16 protein-coding genes are annotated in these 14,785 nt (G+C 71.6%); 12 read left to right on the top strand and 4 right to left on the bottom strand.

The window, feature by feature from the left end; all coding sequences use genetic code 11:
• Positions 1 to 15: 15 nt before the first annotated feature.
• Positions 16 to 831, bottom strand: a complete 816-nt coding sequence (locus ACZ63H_RS33485) for an AAC(3) family N-acetyltransferase (RefSeq protein ID WP_469871603.1) — start codon at positions 829 to 831, stop codon at positions 16 to 18.
• A 183-nt stretch (positions 832 to 1,014) separates the two neighbouring features.
• Between ACZ63H_RS33485 and ACZ63H_RS33480 the strand changes: the two genes are divergently transcribed.
• Genes ACZ63H_RS33480 through ACZ63H_RS33445 form a run of 8 tightly spaced genes read left to right on the top strand, consistent with a single transcriptional unit; the run spans position 1,015 to position 7,594 of the window.
• Positions 1,015 to 1,749 carry a helix-turn-helix transcriptional regulator gene (locus tag ACZ63H_RS33480; RefSeq protein WP_469871601.1) on the top strand — a complete coding sequence of 245 codons (735 nt, stop codon included), beginning with the start codon at positions 1,015 to 1,017 and terminating at the stop codon, positions 1,747 to 1,749.
• Complete coding sequence (sufB, locus tag ACZ63H_RS33475; RefSeq protein ID WP_467934467.1) at positions 1,746 to 3,167, top strand: Fe-S cluster assembly protein SufB; 1,422 nt, start codon at positions 1,746 to 1,748, stop codon at positions 3,165 to 3,167. Before ACZ63H_RS33480 ends, sufB begins: the two co-directional genes overlap by 4 nt.
• Positions 3,168 to 3,221: 54 nt before the next feature.
• Positions 3,222 to 4,439, top strand: a complete 1,218-nt coding sequence (gene sufD, locus ACZ63H_RS33470; RefSeq protein WP_469871599.1) for a Fe-S cluster assembly protein SufD — start codon at positions 3,222 to 3,224, stop codon at positions 4,437 to 4,439.
• Positions 4,436 to 4,756, top strand: a complete 321-nt coding sequence (locus tag ACZ63H_RS33465) for a non-heme iron oxygenase ferredoxin subunit (RefSeq protein WP_467934465.1) — start codon at positions 4,436 to 4,438, stop codon at positions 4,754 to 4,756. The genes sufD and ACZ63H_RS33465 overlap by 4 nt, the downstream gene beginning before the upstream one ends.
• Before the next feature lie 7 nt (positions 4,757 to 4,763).
• Entirely contained in the window at positions 4,764 to 5,528 is a 765-nt protein-coding gene (sufC, locus tag ACZ63H_RS33460; protein WP_469871597.1) for a Fe-S cluster assembly ATPase SufC, read from the top strand.
• On the top strand, positions 5,525 to 6,781 hold the full coding sequence (locus tag ACZ63H_RS33455; RefSeq protein ID WP_469871595.1) for a cysteine desulfurase: 1,257 nt from the start codon (positions 5,525 to 5,527) through the stop codon (positions 6,779 to 6,781). Before sufC ends, ACZ63H_RS33455 begins: the two co-directional genes overlap by 4 nt.
• Before the next feature lie 16 nt (positions 6,782 to 6,797).
• Complete coding sequence (gene sufU / locus ACZ63H_RS33450) at positions 6,798 to 7,265, top strand: Fe-S cluster assembly sulfur transfer protein SufU (protein ID WP_469871593.1); 468 nt, start codon at positions 6,798 to 6,800, stop codon at positions 7,263 to 7,265.
• Entirely contained in the window at positions 7,262 to 7,594 is a 333-nt protein-coding gene (locus ACZ63H_RS33445) for a metal-sulfur cluster assembly factor (RefSeq protein ID WP_344345182.1), read from the top strand. The genes sufU and ACZ63H_RS33445 overlap by 4 nt, the downstream gene beginning before the upstream one ends.
• A 58-nt stretch (positions 7,595 to 7,652) precedes the next feature.
• On the opposite strand, the gene ACZ63H_RS33440 is transcribed toward ACZ63H_RS33445, so the two are convergent.
• A complete protein-coding gene (locus ACZ63H_RS33440; protein ID WP_469871591.1) occupies positions 7,653 to 7,775 on the bottom strand; it encodes a hypothetical protein in 123 nt (40 codons plus the stop codon).
• 162 nt (positions 7,776 to 7,937) lie between these two features.
• Positions 7,938 to 10,808: an SEL1-like repeat protein gene (locus ACZ63H_RS33435; RefSeq protein ID WP_469871589.1), complete on the bottom strand. Its 2,871-nt coding sequence runs from the start codon at positions 10,806 to 10,808 to the stop codon at positions 7,938 to 7,940.
• A gap of 93 nt (positions 10,809 to 10,901) precedes the next feature.
• Here ACZ63H_RS33435 and ACZ63H_RS33430 point away from each other — a divergent pair, with 93 nt between their 5' ends.
• The 3 genes from ACZ63H_RS33430 to dapD all read left to right on the top strand — a co-directional run bounded on the left by ACZ63H_RS33430 (position 10,902) and on the right by dapD (position 12,811).
• Positions 10,902 to 11,225 (top strand): DMT family transporter, encoded by a 324-nt coding sequence (locus ACZ63H_RS33430; protein WP_469871587.1) that lies wholly within the window; start codon positions 10,902 to 10,904, stop codon positions 11,223 to 11,225.
• Positions 11,225 to 11,761, top strand: coding sequence for a TetR/AcrR family transcriptional regulator (locus ACZ63H_RS33425; protein ID WP_469871585.1), 537 nt, complete (start codon positions 11,225 to 11,227; stop codon positions 11,759 to 11,761). The genes ACZ63H_RS33430 and ACZ63H_RS33425 overlap by 1 nt, the downstream gene beginning before the upstream one ends.
• A 63-nt stretch (positions 11,762 to 11,824) precedes the next feature.
• Positions 11,825 to 12,811, top strand: coding sequence for a 2,3,4,5-tetrahydropyridine-2,6-dicarboxylate N-succinyltransferase (dapD, locus tag ACZ63H_RS33420; protein ID WP_469871583.1), 987 nt, complete (start codon positions 11,825 to 11,827; stop codon positions 12,809 to 12,811).
• A gap of 88 nt (positions 12,812 to 12,899) precedes the next feature.
• Here the strand turns inward: dapD and dapA are convergent, their stop codons facing one another.
• Complete coding sequence (gene dapA, locus ACZ63H_RS33415; RefSeq protein ID WP_469871581.1) at positions 12,900 to 13,799, bottom strand: 4-hydroxy-tetrahydrodipicolinate synthase; 900 nt, start codon at positions 13,797 to 13,799, stop codon at positions 12,900 to 12,902.
• A gap of 257 nt (positions 13,800 to 14,056) precedes the next feature.
• On the opposite strand from dapA, the gene ACZ63H_RS33410 reads away from it, so the two are divergent.
• Positions 14,057 to 14,659 carry a DUF3618 domain-containing protein gene (locus tag ACZ63H_RS33410; protein ID WP_469871579.1) on the top strand — a complete coding sequence of 201 codons (603 nt, stop codon included), beginning with the start codon at positions 14,057 to 14,059 and terminating at the stop codon, positions 14,657 to 14,659.
• Positions 14,660 to 14,785 lie beyond the last annotated feature (126 nt).

Raw genomic sequence — 14,785 nt, 5'->3', positions numbered from 1 at the left:
GAGAGCGCGCGCGGTTCAGGCGGGCGGGTGCGGGAAGTCCTCCTCCTGCGGCCGGTGCAGCGCGAGCCACCGTTCGGCGTAGGCCACCGCGTCCGCCAGCGGGAACAGCCGGGCGTCCGCGCCGCCGACCCGGCCGCGGACGACGGACCGGTCCCGTTCGAAGTCGTGCCCCAGCTCGTCGAACCGGTCCGAGGTGATCGACACCTCGGCCACCGTCTCCCAGCCGCCGCCGGGAGCGGGCCGGCCGACCCGTACGCGCGGGGAGGGGATGCGGTATTCGGCCAGGTGGAAGGCGGTGCAGGAGTCGTAGCCCGCGCCGAGCAGCAGCACCCGGGCGCCCAGCTCCTCCAGCCTCGCCAGCGGGCTCGCCTCGCCGAGCCGGCAGTCCGGGGCGTGGCCCTCGGTGATCTCCCGCGCGCGGGGGCCGAGCGCGGCGAAGGAGGTCTGGGGGTGGGCGCTGCGCAGGGCGCCGGGCCAGGTCCGCACGGTCTCGGGGATCACGCCGACCCCGAGCGAGGGGGTGCGGAGCGGGTCGTACGGGGGCATGGTGGCGCGGATCCGGTCCCACCACTCCTCGGGCACCGGCGGGTTCTGCCACCCGGCCGGGTCGGACTGGTCGCCGGTCTGGGTGGGGACGACGAGCGTGCCGGCGGGGCCGAGCGCGTCCAGGAGGCCCTGGACGACCGCGACCGCGCCGCCGTTCACCCAGCCGAGCGAGCTGAGCGAGGAATGCACGAGCAGAATCTGGCCGGATTCGACCCCCAGCAGGCGCAGACCTGCGGCGAGGGTGTCCCGGGTGACAAGTGGGCCGGTCGGAGGGGGTGCGGGCATGGTCCGGCAGTCTTCCGGACGGGGACTGGGCAGGCCAGTGAATTCGGCCGGGGCCACGTCTTGAATGATCGGCGGAAGATCGTTTGCGCAGGTCAGATTAGGTATGCCTAAGTGACGCAGGGCACCGCGCGATGATCCGGACGTCGCTTGTCAGGCTCCGCGGAATTACGCAACAATGGCGTTGTGAAAAACGTCGGCGAGGCTCGGGAGACCCCCATGGGGGTTCCTCAGGAGGAGCTAGCGACCGGTGAGCGTTCGACGCGCAACCGGGTCGCGCGGTCCATCCTGGACCACGGGCCGTCGACCGTCGCCGAACTCGCCGGCCGGCTGGGACTGACCCAGGCGGCCGTCCGGCGTCATCTGGACGCGCTGGTCGCCGACGAGGTCGTGGAGGCCCGCGAACAGCGGGTGTACGGCACGCGCACGCGCGGCCGCCCCGCCAAGGTCTTCGCGCTCACCGACTGCGGCCGGGACGCCTTCGACCAGTCGTACGACAAGCTCGCCGCGGACGCGCTCCGCTGGATCGCCGAGCGGGAGGGCGGCGCCGAGGCGGTCGCCGCCTTCGCCCGCGCCCGGGTCGCCGCCCAGGCGAGCGCGTACCGCGAGGCGATCGAGGCCGCGACCCCGGACAAACGCGCCGAAGCGCTGGCCAGGGCCCTGAGCGCGGACGGGTACGCTGCTACGGCGCGCAGCGCACCGGTAGGCGAGCAGCTCTGCCAGCACCACTGCCCGGTCGCCCATGTCGCGGAGAAGTTCCCGCAGCTGTGCGAGGCGGAGACGGAGATCTTCGCGGAGCTGCTGGGCACGCACGTCCAGCGACTGGCGACCATCGCGCACGGCGACGGCGTCTGCACGACGTTCATCCCCAAGATTTCCACTGACGCACCTGCAAGCACGGCCGGGAGGAACCCCGCATGACTCTCCCCACGGAGACTGCCCACCCTGAGCTCGAGGGCCTGGGCAAGTACGAATACGGCTGGGCCGACTCGGACGTGGCCGGTGCCTCCGCCAGGCGCGGCCTGAGCGAGGAGGTCGTCCGCGACATCTCCGACAAGAAGTCGGAGCCGGAGTGGATGACCAAGCTGCGCCTGAAGGGCCTGAAGCTCTTCGGCAAGAAGCCGATGCCGAACTGGGGCTCCGACCTCTCGGGCATCGACTTCGACAACATCAAGTACTTCGTGCGCTCCACGGAGAAGCAGGCGGAGTCCTGGGAGGACCTGCCCGAGGACATCAAGAACACCTACGACAAGCTGGGCATCCCGGAGGCCGAGAAGCAGCGCCTCGTCGCCGGTGTCGCCGCCCAGTACGAGTCGGAGGTCGTCTACCACCAGATCCGCGAGGACCTGGAGGAGCAGGGCGTCATCTTCCTCGACACCGACACCGCGCTGAAGGAGCACCCCGAGCTCTTCAAGGAGTACTTCGGCACGGTCATCCCGGCCGGCGACAACAAGTTCGCCGCGCTGAACACCGCCGTGTGGTCCGGCGGCTCCTTCATCTACGTGCCGAAGGGCGTGCACGTGGAGATCCCGCTCCAGGCCTACTTCCGCATCAACACGGAGAACATGGGCCAGTTCGAGCGGACCCTGATCATCGTCGACGAGGGTGCCTACGTGCACTACGTCGAGGGCTGCACGGCGCCGATCTACAAGTCGGACTCGCTGCACTCCGCGGTCGTCGAGATCATCGTCAAGAAGAACGCCCGCTGCCGTTACACGACCATCCAGAACTGGTCGAACAACGTGTACAACCTGGTCACCAAGCGCGCCGTCGCCTACGAGGGCGCGACGATGGAGTGGGTCGACGGCAACATCGGCTCCAAGGTGACGATGAAGTACCCGGCCGTCTACCTGATGGGCGAGCACGCCAAGGGCGAGACCCTGTCCATCGCCTTCGCGGGCGAGGGCCAGCACCAGGACGCGGGCGCCAAGATGGTCCACATGGCGCCGAACACGTCGTCCAACATCGTCTCCAAGTCCGTGGCGCGCGGCGGTGGCCGCACCTCCTACCGCGGGCTGATCGAGATCGGCGAGGGCGCCGCCGGCTCCAAGTCCAACGTGCTGTGCGACGCGCTGCTGGTCGACACCATCTCCCGGTCGGACACCTACCCCTATGTCGACGTCCGCGAGGACGACGTGTCCATGGGCCACGAGGCCACCGTCTCCAAGGTCTCCGAGGACCAGCTCTTCTACCTGATGAGCCGCGGTCTGTCCGAGGACGAGGCGATGGCGATGATCGTGCGCGGCTTCGTCGAGCCGATCGCCAAGGAACTGCCCATGGAGTACGCGCTGGAGCTCAACCGGCTGATCGAGCTGCAGATGGAGGGCGCGGTCGGCTGACCGCCCCCATCGCCAGCAGACGTCTTACTCAGGAAAGAGAGCACTACGACAGCCATGGCTGAGGCCCAGAACTCCCCCACGCTCGGCTCCGCTCGCGCGGGGGGACCCCCACTCGTGGGTTCCACCACCGCCGGTTCGATCGCGGTCGCCGCGGAGTCGACCGTCGTCTCGCGCATGAGCGCGCCCCCGTCCTTCGACGTGGCGGACTTCCCGGTCCCGCACGGCCGTGAGGAGGAGTGGCGGTTCACCCCGCTGGAGCGGCTGCGCGGGCTGCACGACGGCACCGCGGCCGCCGGCGGCTCGGTCAAGACCGACTTCTCCGCCCCCGACGGCGTCACCCTGGAGACCGTCGGCCGCGACGACGCCCGGCTCGGCAGGGCCGGCAAGCCGGTGGACCGGGTCGCGGCCCAGGCGTACTCCTCCTTCGAGCAGGCCACGATCGTCACCGTGCCGAAGGAGACCGTGCTGACCGAGCCGGTGCGCCTCACCCTGCACGGCGAGGGCGGCGTGACCTACGGGCACACCGTGTTCGAGCTCGGCGCCTTCGCCGAGGCCACGGTCGTCATCGACCACACCGGCGACACCGTCCGCGCCGCGAACGTGGAGTACGTCCTCGGCGACGGTGCCAAGCTGACCGTGGTCACCATCGTGGACTGGGACCACACCGCCGTGCACGTCGCCCAGCAGAGCGCGCTGGTGGGCCGGGACGCGAGCTTCAAGCACGTCCTCGTCACCTTCGGCGGCGACCTGGTGCGCATCCACCCGCGTGTGGAGTACGCCGGTCCCGGCGGCGAGGCCGAGCTGTTCGGCCTGTACTTCACCGACGCCGGCCAGCACCACGAGCACCGCCTGCTGGTCACGCACAACACCCCGCACTGCAAGTCGAACGTCGTCTACAAGGGCGCGCTCCAGGGCGACGCCGCGCACGCGGTCTGGATCGGCGACGTGCTCATCGAGGCCGCGGCCGAGGGCACGGACACCTACGAGATGAACCGCAACCTGGTCCTCACGGACGGCGCGCGCGTCGACTCGGTGCCGAACCTGGAGATCGAGACCGGCGAGATCGTCGGCGCGGGCCACGCCTCCGCCACCGGCCGCTTCGACGACGAGCAGCTCTTCTACCTGATGGCCCGCGGCATCCCGGAGCACGAGGCCCGCCGTCTGGTGGTCCGCGGCTTCTTCGCCGAGCTGGTCCAGCAGATCGGCGTCGCCGACATCGAGGAGCGTCTGCTCGCCAAGATCGAGGAAGAGCTGGAGGCTTCGGTCGCATGACGACCTTCGTACGCGTCTGCGGGCTGGGCGAGCTGGCGGAGGACACCCCGAAGCGGGTGGAGATCGACGGCACGCCGGTCTCGGTCGTGCGCACCGAGGGCGAGGTGTTCGCGATCCACGACATCTGCTCGCACGCGAACGTCTCGCTGTCGGAGGGCGAGGTCGACGACTGCCACCTCGAGTGCTGGCTGCACGGCTCGCGCTTCGACCTGCGGTCCGGCAAGCCCGACAGTCTTCCGGCGACGCGCCCCGTCCCCGTTTACCCCGTAAAGATCGAAGGGGACGACGTTCTCGTCTCCCTCACCCAGGAGTCCTGAGGCACCCATGGCAACGCTTGAAATCCGAGACCTGCACGTCACCGTCGAGGCCGACAACGCCACGAAGGAGATCCTCAAGGGCGTCGACCTCACCGTGAAGCAGGGCGAGACGCACGCCATCATGGGCCCCAACGGCTCCGGCAAGTCGACCCTCGCCTACTCCCTCGCGGGTCACCCGAAGTACACGATCACCGGCGGCACCGTCACCCTCGACGGCGAGGACGTCCTGGAGATGTCCGTCGACGAGCGCGCCCGCGCCGGCCTGTTCCTGGCGATGCAGTACCCGGTCGAGGTCCCCGGCGTCTCCGTCTCCAACTTCCTGCGCACCTCCGCCACCGCCATCCGCGGCGAGGCCCCGAAGCTGCGCACCTGGGTGAAGGAGGTCAAGGAGGCCATGCAGCGCCTCAACATGGACCCGTCCTTCGCCGAGCGCAACGTCAACGAGGGCTTCTCCGGCGGTGAGAAGAAGCGCCACGAGATCCTCCAGCTGGAGCTGCTCCGGCCGAAGGTCGCGATCCTGGACGAGACGGACTCCGGCCTGGACGTCGACGCGCTCCGCATCGTCTCCGAGGGCGTCAACCGCGTCCGCGAGACCGGCGAGGTCGGCACCCTGCTGATCACGCACTACACGCGCATCCTGCGCTACATCAAGCCCGACCACGTCCACGTGTTCGCCGGCGGCCGCATCGTCGAGTCCGGCGGCGCCGAGCTCGCGGACAAGCTGGAGAACGAGGGCTACGAGGCATACGTGAAGGGTGGCGCATCCGCGTGACACAGCTGCCGGGCCTCCTCGACACCGAGGCGATCCGCAAGGACTTCCCCGTTCTGGACCGAGTCGTCCACGACGGCAGGAAGCTCGTGTACCTGGACAACGCGGCGACCAGTCAGAAGCCGCGCCAGGTGCTGGACGCCCTGAGCGAGTACTACGAGCGCTACAACGCCAACGTCCACCGCGGTGTGCATGTGCTCGCCGAGGAGGCCACGGCGCTGTACGAGGGCGCGCGCGACAAGGTCGCGGCGTTCGTGAACGCGCCGAGCCGCGACGAGGTGATCTTCACCAAGAACGCCTCCGAGTCGCTCAACCTCGTGGCGAACATGCTCGGCTGGGCCGACGAGCCCTACCGGGTGGACGCCGACACCGAGATCGTCATCACGGAGATGGAGCACCACTCCAACATCGTGCCGTGGCAGCTGCTGGCGCAGCGCACCGGCGCGAAGCTGAAGTGGTTCGGCCTCACGGACGACGGCCGGCTGGACCTGTCGAACATCGACGAGATCATCACGGAGAAGACGAAGATCGTCTCCTTCGTGCTGGTGTCGAACATCCTGGGCACGGTCAACCCGGTCGAGACGATCATCCGGCGCGCCCAGGAGGTCGGCGCGCTGGTGTGCATCGACGCCTCCCAGGCCGCCCCGCACATGCCGCTGGACGTGCAGGCGCTCCAGGCCGACTTCGTGGCCTTCACCGGCCACAAGATGTGCGCCCCGACCGGCATCGGCGTGCTGTGGGGCCGCCAGGAGCTGCTGGAGGACCTGCCCCCGTTCCTCGGCGGCGGCGAGATGATCGAGACCGTCTCGATGCACTCCTCCACCTACGCCCCGGCCCCGCACAAGTTCGAGGCGGGCACGCCCCCGATCGCCCAGGCGGTCGGGCTCGGCGCGGCGATCGACTACCTGAACTCGATCGGCATGGACAAGATCCTCGCCCACGAGCACGCGCTGACCGAGTACGCGGTGCGGCGCCTGGCGGAGGTCCCGGACCTGAGGATCATCGGCCCGACGACGGCCGAGGACCGGGGCGCGGCGATCTCCTTCACGCTCGGCGACATCCATCCGCACGACGTGGGCCAGGTGCTGGACGAGCAGGGCATCGCGGTCCGGGTCGGCCACCACTGTGCCCGTCCGGTCTGCCTCCGCTACGGAATTCCGGCGACCACCCGAGCGTCGTTCTATCTGTACTCCTCGCCGGCCGAGATCGACGCTCTGGTCGACGGCCTGGAGCACGTACGGAACTTCTTCGGCTGAGAGGCGTGCTGACAAGGTGAAGCTGGACTCGATGTACCAGGACGTCATCCTGGACCACTACAAGAACCCGCACGGGCGTGGTCTGAGGGACGGCGACGCCGAGGTGCACCACGTGAACCCGACGTGCGGCGACGAGATCACCCTGCGCGTGAAGTACGACGGCACGAAGATCGAGGACGTGTCGTACGAGGGCCAGGGCTGCTCCATCAGCCAGGCCAGCGCGTCGGTCCTCAACGACCTGCTGGTCGGCAAGGACCTGGCCGATGCACAGCGGATCCAGGAGACCTTCCTGGAGCTGATGCAGTCCAAGGGCAGGATCGAGCCCGACGACGCGATGGAGGAGGTCCTGGAGGACGCGGTCGCGTTCGCCGGGGTCTCCAAGTACCCCGCGCGGGTCAAGTGCGCCCTCCTGAGCTGGATGGCGTGGAAGGACGCGACGGCCCAGGCGCTGGGCGGCGCCGACGCCGAAAGGAAGACGGCATGACCGACACCGCTGAGATGAAGCCGGCATCGGAGGAGGAACTCCGCGAGGCCCTGATGGACGTGGTCGACCCCGAGCTGGGCATCGACGTCGTCAACCTCGGCCTGATCTACGGCATCCACGTCGACGACTCCAACATCGCGACCGTCGACATGACCCTCACCTCCGCGGCCTGCCCGCTGACGGACGTGATCGAGGACCAGGCGAAGTCCGCCACCGACGGCCTGGTCAACGAGCTGCGCATCAACTGGGTCTGGATGCCGCCGTGGGGTCCCGACAAGATCACCGACGACGGCCGCGAACAGCTCCGCGCGCTGGGCTTCAACGTCTGACCGCGCACCCTCCTCGCGCGAAGGCTCCCTGGAGACGCTCCAGGGAGCCTTCGCGCTGTCACCGCCGCAGTGCCCGGACGAAGACCCGGAAGGCGGTGATGCGCTGGTCCCCCCGCAGCCCCCGCAGCGCGGCGAGGAAGGCCACCAGCAGGACGACGGTGAAGACCAACGGGACGATCACGACAACGAGCAACTCGGGCAGGGACACAGCCGGCCTTTCGACAGGGTGGAAGGACGGGACGATCGAACTCCCACGCGGCGGTCTCCGGCCAGCGTCCGAACTCTCCGGCAGCCGGTTCGCGCAGGTCAAGCGGGGCGCTCGGGAATTCCGGGGCGGTCCGGATCAGTACCGGGACGGACGGGCCGGGTCGCGTCCGTCGTCCGGCCGGAAGGGCTTGAACCAGTCGTCCGGCCGCAGGTGCACCATGCCGAAGTGCTGGTTCACCGCGTTGTCGGGATTCTCGATCCCCTCCATCCAGGGCTCGTAGAGCATCAGGACGTCGTGGTCCTCGAACAGGAGGTCCTTGCAGGCGAACCAGTCGTAGTCGTCCGGCTGTTCGGGCAGGCCCTCCGTGAACTCCTCGGCGAGGTCCGGGGCGTCGTCGGTGATCGCGGCGGCATGCTCCAGGGCCAGGTGCAGTGCCATTTCCTCCCCGGTGCAGCGAGGACGGGGGACACCGCCGGCCTTGATGTCGTCGGCGAGGTCGTCGAAGGCGCGGATCATCAGGCGGCGCCACTCCAGCCCCTGGTTCCAGGTCTGTGCGGGCAGTTCGTCGAAGCAGCCCCCGGTCCACCGGTCGGCTGTGACCGGCTGTTCCCCCAGCCTCCGCAGCCCCTCGGCGGACATGTCGGCCTCGATGCGCAGCGCTGCCTCGAGCACGCGCAGGGTACGCGGACTCGGCACCCACGGCCCGTCCTCCTCCCCGTCGGGGGAAGGGACGTCGAGCGGCTCGGTGTACGCCAGTCCCGGCCGGTTGAAATAGGCGACCGAAGCCGGGTCGCCCGACTCGGCGGCCCGGCGGTAGCACTTGTGGGCCTTCCCGTACTTGCCGCGGCGGTGGTACAGATTCCCCAAAAGGCGCAGGGAGAGCAGGTCACCGTGGGCGAAGGCCCGCTCGTACCAGGCCCTGGCGCTCTTCGCCGCGGTGTCCCACCTGCCTTCCCGCTCGGCGTCCTCGAACAGGCGGCCCAGCGTGGCCGCGAACCTCTGCTCGCGTTCCTCCGCGGGCTCGTTCGCGGGATACATCCGCCCGCGCCATTCGGTGATGAGCCCCAGTGCGCGCATCGCCACGCTGTCCCCGGCGTCGGCGGCGATGAGGTAGAGCTTCTCCGCCTCTTCCGGCCGGTTCTGCACGAAGTAGTAGAGCTTGGCCAGGTTGGTGGTCGACTCCCGGTGCCCGCGCCTCGCACCTTCGAGGTAGAGCCGTTCCGCTTCGGCGTGGTCCTCCCGCCGGCCGGCCAGCAGGCCGAAGTGGAAGAAGGCGTCCGGGACCTCCGCTTCGAGCGCGAGGTTCCAGAGCCGCTCCGCCTCCTCCCGCTCGCCACGGTCCTCGTGCACCTGGGCGAGTTTCGCCGCGGCGTCCGGCAGGCCGCCCTCCAAGGCCCGCCGCCACCACTTCTCCGCCTTCTTGTGCCGTCCCTTCCTGGAGTGGCGCACGCCGAGGTTGAGCATGCCGTGGGTGTGGCCGGCCCTGGCCAGGTGACGCCACCAGATCTCCGCCGCCGCTTCCTTGCCCTGGTCCAGCAGGATCGAGCCGACGTACAGCATGGAGTCGACGTGCCCCGCTTGCGCGGACGGGAGGAAGGCGCGGAAGGCGAGGTCCTCGCGCCCGGCCTCGTAGCAGGAGACCCCCACGCTGTAGCGCTCGTGGACCGAGCTCGCGTGGCGCACGGCGGCCTCGCGGACGGAGTCCGGTACCGGGGGCGGATCGGGGAGCTGCGCCAGCATGTCGACGAGGTACTCGAACGGGCGCCACAGCTCCTTCCCGGCGGGCATCAGGAGCCGGCTCACCCCGAGGGGGTCCCGCGTGGCCCATGCCACGGCCTCGTCCAAGGGCTCGGGCATGAGCATCGCGCTCTCCTCGTCCGCGAGGTAAGCGGTGTGCAGCGAGGCGATGAGGTCGACGGGCACGGGGCCGAGGCCCGCGCGGGCCAGGTCGATCGCGGCCCTCACCAGCGCGTGTCCGCGCGTGTTGCCGCCCGGGTAACGGGCGTTGCGCCAGCGGTCCCACAGATGGGGCCCGGCGGAAAGGTATTCGGCGACGCCGTAGCGCCGGTGATGGGCGAGTGCCTCGCGCAGTCGCGGATCCGTCTCCTCTCCGGCGCGGGCCAGCTCGCCGTCACTCCACTTGCGGTGCAGATCGATGGCGTGGGCCGCCTTCAGGACGGGGTCGCTGAGGTCGATCCTGGCGTAGGCGTCGTCGCCCTTGGCCGTCCCCGTCGCCCGGGGCGCGCGCCGATGGTGTTCCGAGAGCCGCATGGTGGCGATGAGCACGGCCCCGCAGAGCACCAGCTGACGCAGCGCGACCTCGTCGAGCTGGGCGGGGCCCAGATAGTGCTCGAGATCGTCCAGCCAGACCACGCAGCGCTCGCCCCGCCGCGCCAGGGCACGGGCGGCGTCCACGCACGGGCCGAAGGAGCTGTGCCGCCGGGGCTGGAGGAGACGGCGGTCCGGCAGGACGCGGATCACGGCCTCGAAGGCGGCGCGGGTCTTCCCGCTGGCGGAGTCGCCGCGGATCAGCACCAGGCCGCCGGTCCGGGCCGCCGCCGCCAGCGCCCTGTCGATTGCGGCGTCGGCGTCCCGTGGCACATAGGGCGGCAGGGGGTCGTGCCCGGCCGACTCGCGGGTCTGCCGGACGCCCAGGAGGACGGGGTCGGCCTCTCCCGCCAAGGAGTGCTTCGGCGTGGTGGTCGATGCCGCCGGCGGCGCGCCGCCGGCGGTCGCCTTCCGGTACAGGGCGCGCCAGACACCCTCCCTGAAGCGGTCGGCAGGCAGCGAGGAGTGCTCCCTGACCAGGCTCAGGAGGGTGGCCAGCGCCGCCCAGTCCCGTGGACGGCTGTGGCCTTGCTGCCAGCTGCTGAGAGTCGTGCGGGTGAGCCGCGTACGGCGGGCCTTGAGGGACTCCGCGGCGATGCGGTCGAGCGTGAGACCCGAATCGGTGATGAGGCTCTTCACCGCGGCACCGAACTCCGGATACCTGGCCTCTTCTCCCATGATCCTCACCTGCCGTGTGTGCGACCGAGCCCTCATGATGCCCAATGTCCCGTCGGCCACGGCCGCGCACGGTCGTTGTGTACGCTCGTACACATGGGATATCTGCTGCTCGCGGGTGCCATCGCCGCCGAGGTCACCGCCACCACGGCGATGAAGTACAGCGAGGGGTTCAGCCGGCTGTGGCCCTCGGTCGTGACCGCGCTGGGGTATGTCGTGTCGTTCGCGCTGCTCGCGCAGACGCTGAAGACCGTGCAGATCGGCACCGCCTACGCCATCTGGTCCGGGGTCGGCACCGCGGCCATCGCCCTCCTCGGGCTGCTGCTGTTCGGGGAGGGGCTGACGCCGGCCAAGGTCGGCGGGATCCTGCTGATCATCGGGGGCGTGGTGGTGCTGAACCTGGGCGGGGCGGCGCACTGATGCCGCGCCGGCACGATCCCGGGCGCCGGCAGCGGATCATCGACGCGGCGGTCCGGGTGGCCGGGCGGGACGGCATCGCCGGGCTGAGCCACCGCAGCGTCGCCGCGGAGGCGGGTGTGCCGCTCGGCTCCACCACGTACCACTTCGCCACCCTGGAGGAGCTGCTGGTGGCCGCGTTGCGGCAGGCCGGCGAGGGTTTCTCCGGGGTGCTGGCCGAGCTGGTGCCCGAACACGGCGGCCCGGACGGCCTCGCCGCGGAGCTGGCCCGGGCCCTCGGGGCGTGGCTGGGCGGCGGGCGCACCGGCGTGGAGCTGGAGTACGAGCTGTACCTGGCCGCGCTGCGCCGCCCCGCGCTGCGCCCCGTCGCCGCCGAGTGGACCGAGCGGGCGGCGGCGCCGCTGGCCCGGCGCACCGACCCGGCGACGGCCCGGGCCCTGCTCGCGCTGATGGACGGCCTGTGCCTTCAGGTGCTGCTGACGGGCGGTGCGTACGACGAGGAGTGCGCGCGGACCCTGCTGGCTCGGCTGATCCCCTGAACCGCGCCCGGCACGTGAGACGCGGTTCGCCCTGACCACCTCGCCCACGTTAGGTTTTCCCCCATGACCGAGTCTGCAACCCGTACCCCCGGCGCCGTCGCCGCCGGCCTCGCCACGATCGCCTCCGACGGCACCGTTCTCGACACCTGGTTCCCGGCCCCCGAGCTGGTCGAGGAGCCGGGACCGGCCGGCACCGAGCGGCTGACCGCCGAGCGGGCGGCGGAGCTGCTGGGCGGCGGCGCGACCGCGGCGACCGGCCCGGACGCCCGCCGGGGCGTCGAGGTCGTCGCGGTCCGCACGGTCATCGCCTCGCTGGACGACAAGCCGGTCGACGCGCACGACGTCTACCTGCGGCTGCACCTGCTCAGCCACCGGCTCGTGAAGCCGCACGGCCTCAGCCTGGAGGGCCAGTTCGGCTTCCTCGCCAACGTCGCCTGGACCTCGCTGGGCCCGGTCGCCGTGGACGACATCGAGAAGGTGCGCCTGAACGCCCGCGCCGAGGGCCTGCACCTCCAGGTGACCTCGATCGACAAGTTCCCGCGCATGACGGACTACGTCGTCCCCAAGGGCGTGCGCATCGCCGACGCCGACCGGGTCCGCCTCGGCGCCCACCTCGCCGCGGGCACCACGGTCATGCACGAGGGCTTCGTCAACTTCAACGCCGGCACGCTCGGCACCTCCATGGTCGAGGGCCGGATCTCCGCGGGCGTCGTGGTCGGCGACGGTTCGGACATCGGCGGCGGCGCCTCCACCATGGGCACCCTGTCCGGCGGCGGCAACGTGGTCATCTCCATCGGCGAGCGCTGCCTGATCGGCGCCGAGGCGGGCATCGGCATCGCCCTCGGCGACGAGTGCGTGGTCGAGGCCGGCCTCTACATCACCGCCGGCACCCGGGTCACCATGCCCGACGGCCAGATCGTCAAGGCCCGCGAGCTGAACGGCGCCTCCAACATCCTCTTCCGCCGCAACTCGGTCACCGGCGCCGTCGAGGCCCGCCCGAACAACGCGGTCTGGGGCGGCCTCAACGACATCCTGCACAGCCACAACTGACCCCACGTCACACACGCGGCGCCCTCCACCGCACGGTGGAGGGCGCCGCGGCATGCCGGCACGGATCCCGGTGTGCGCCGAGCGGTGGTCACCCCGCCCGCAGTGCCTCGTACCGGGCCAGCAGCCCGTCGGCCGTCTCCCGGCCGGCGGGCAGCAGCGGGGCGCGGACCGGGCCGGCGGGCAGTCCGAGGCGGCCCAGCAGCGCCTTCGCGGTGACCGTGCCGGGCAGGCCCGCGCCCATCATCGCCTCGGTCAGCGGCGTGACGGCGAGCTGGAGCCGCCGCGCCCGCGCGGTGTCGCCGGCGTCGAACGCGGCCGGGATCGCGGCGATGTGCGCCGGTACGGCGTTCGCGACCGTGCTGACACAGCCCGCCGCGCCGACCGCGTACAGCGCCAGCACGTGTTCGTCGCAGCCCGCGTAGTACGCCAACCCGGTCTCGGCCAGCACCTTCTGGGTGCCGAGGAAGTCGTGGGAGCAGTCCTTGACGGCGACGATCCGGGGGTGCTCGGCGAGCCGGATCAGCGTCTCCGGTTCGATCCGGGTGCCGGTGCGGCCCGGGATGTCGTACAGCATCACCGGCAGCTCGCTCGCGTCGGCGACCGCGCGGAAGTGCGCGGCCACGGCCTCCTGCGGGGGCCGGCTGTAGTACGGCGTCACCACCAGGACGCCGTCCGCGCCCGCCTTGGCCGCGGCCAGGGCCAGCTCCACCGTGTGCCGGGTGTCGGCCGAGCCGACGCCCGCGACCAGCGCCACCCGGTCGCCGACCGCCTCCCGCACGGCCGCGACCAGCCGGGCCTTCTCCTCGTCGGTGGTGGTGGGCGACTCGCCCGTGGTGCCGTTCAGGACCAGGCCGTCGCAGCCCTCCGCCACCAGGTGTGCCGCCAGCCGGCCGGCGCCGTCCGGGTCGAGCGCGCCCGCCCCGGTGAACGGCGTGATCATCGCGCAGAGGGTACGGCCGAAGGGCGGTGGCTCGCGGAAGCTCGTCATGGGAGTAGTGTCGGCGGCACCTAAGTGAAGCGCTACTTAATTCTCCTACGAGATATTGATTAGCAATGCTGAGAGGTTCGGCGTGGCCCCACTGTGCCGGCCGGGGGCGGGCCGACGGCCGGAGCCGGGGCCGGTGTGCCCAACTCGGCGCCGTGACCGCCGTGTTGCGAGTCCGGGGCCGCGGGCGGCGGGCAGGGGTGAGGGACTCCGCTCCGGGTACCCGGACGGCCCGGACGCGATCAGGAAAGGGCACACCGATGAGGCACAGGAACCCGCGCGGCTCGGGCGCCAAGGGCCCCGACGAGCTGCGCCGTCAGATCGAACAGACCCGGGGCCGGCTCGGCGGCACCGTCGGCCGGCTGAGGGGCGGCGCCGACGTGGCCGGCCGGGCCCGGACCCGGGCCGCGGACCTGAGGGACAAGGCCGGCGCCATGACCGTGCAACTGCGCTCCGGCGCCGCCCAGGCGGGACACGGCGCCCAGGACCGGGCGGCCAGGGCGGGCCACCTCGTGCAGGGCCGGGCCGCCAGGGCGGGCGGCCGGGTGCAGGAAAGCGCGGCCAGGGCCGGGCACCTGGTGCAGGACCGGGCCGTGCGGGCCGGGCACGGCGCCCAGGAGCGGATGACCAGGGCCGGTCACCTGGTGCAGGAGCAGGCCGGCCACGGCAGGCACCTGCTGCGCGACCGGGCGGTGCACGCCGGGCACACCGCGCAGCACGACCTGCGGCTGCCGCGGCCGGTGCGCCGGACCGTGCGCGCCGCGCTGCGCCACCCCCGCCCGGCGGTGCTCGCGGGCGCGGCGGGCGCCGCCCTCCTCGGCGTGGCCGTGGTCTGGCGCCGCGTAGACCGCGGCGGCCGGTGAGCCGCTGACACGGGACGGGGGGGGGGGGGGGGGGGGGGGGGGGGGGGGGGGGGGGGGGGGGGGGGGGGGGGGGGGGGGGGGGGGGGGGAGAGGGGCTGAGGGTCGGGGGGGGGGGTGGGTGGTTGG

This window comes from Streptomyces sp. NPDC104831, assembly GCF_055583025.1.
The sequence above is the reverse complement of the archived record's forward strand: the minus strand, read 5'-3'. Positions and strand labels throughout refer to the sequence as shown.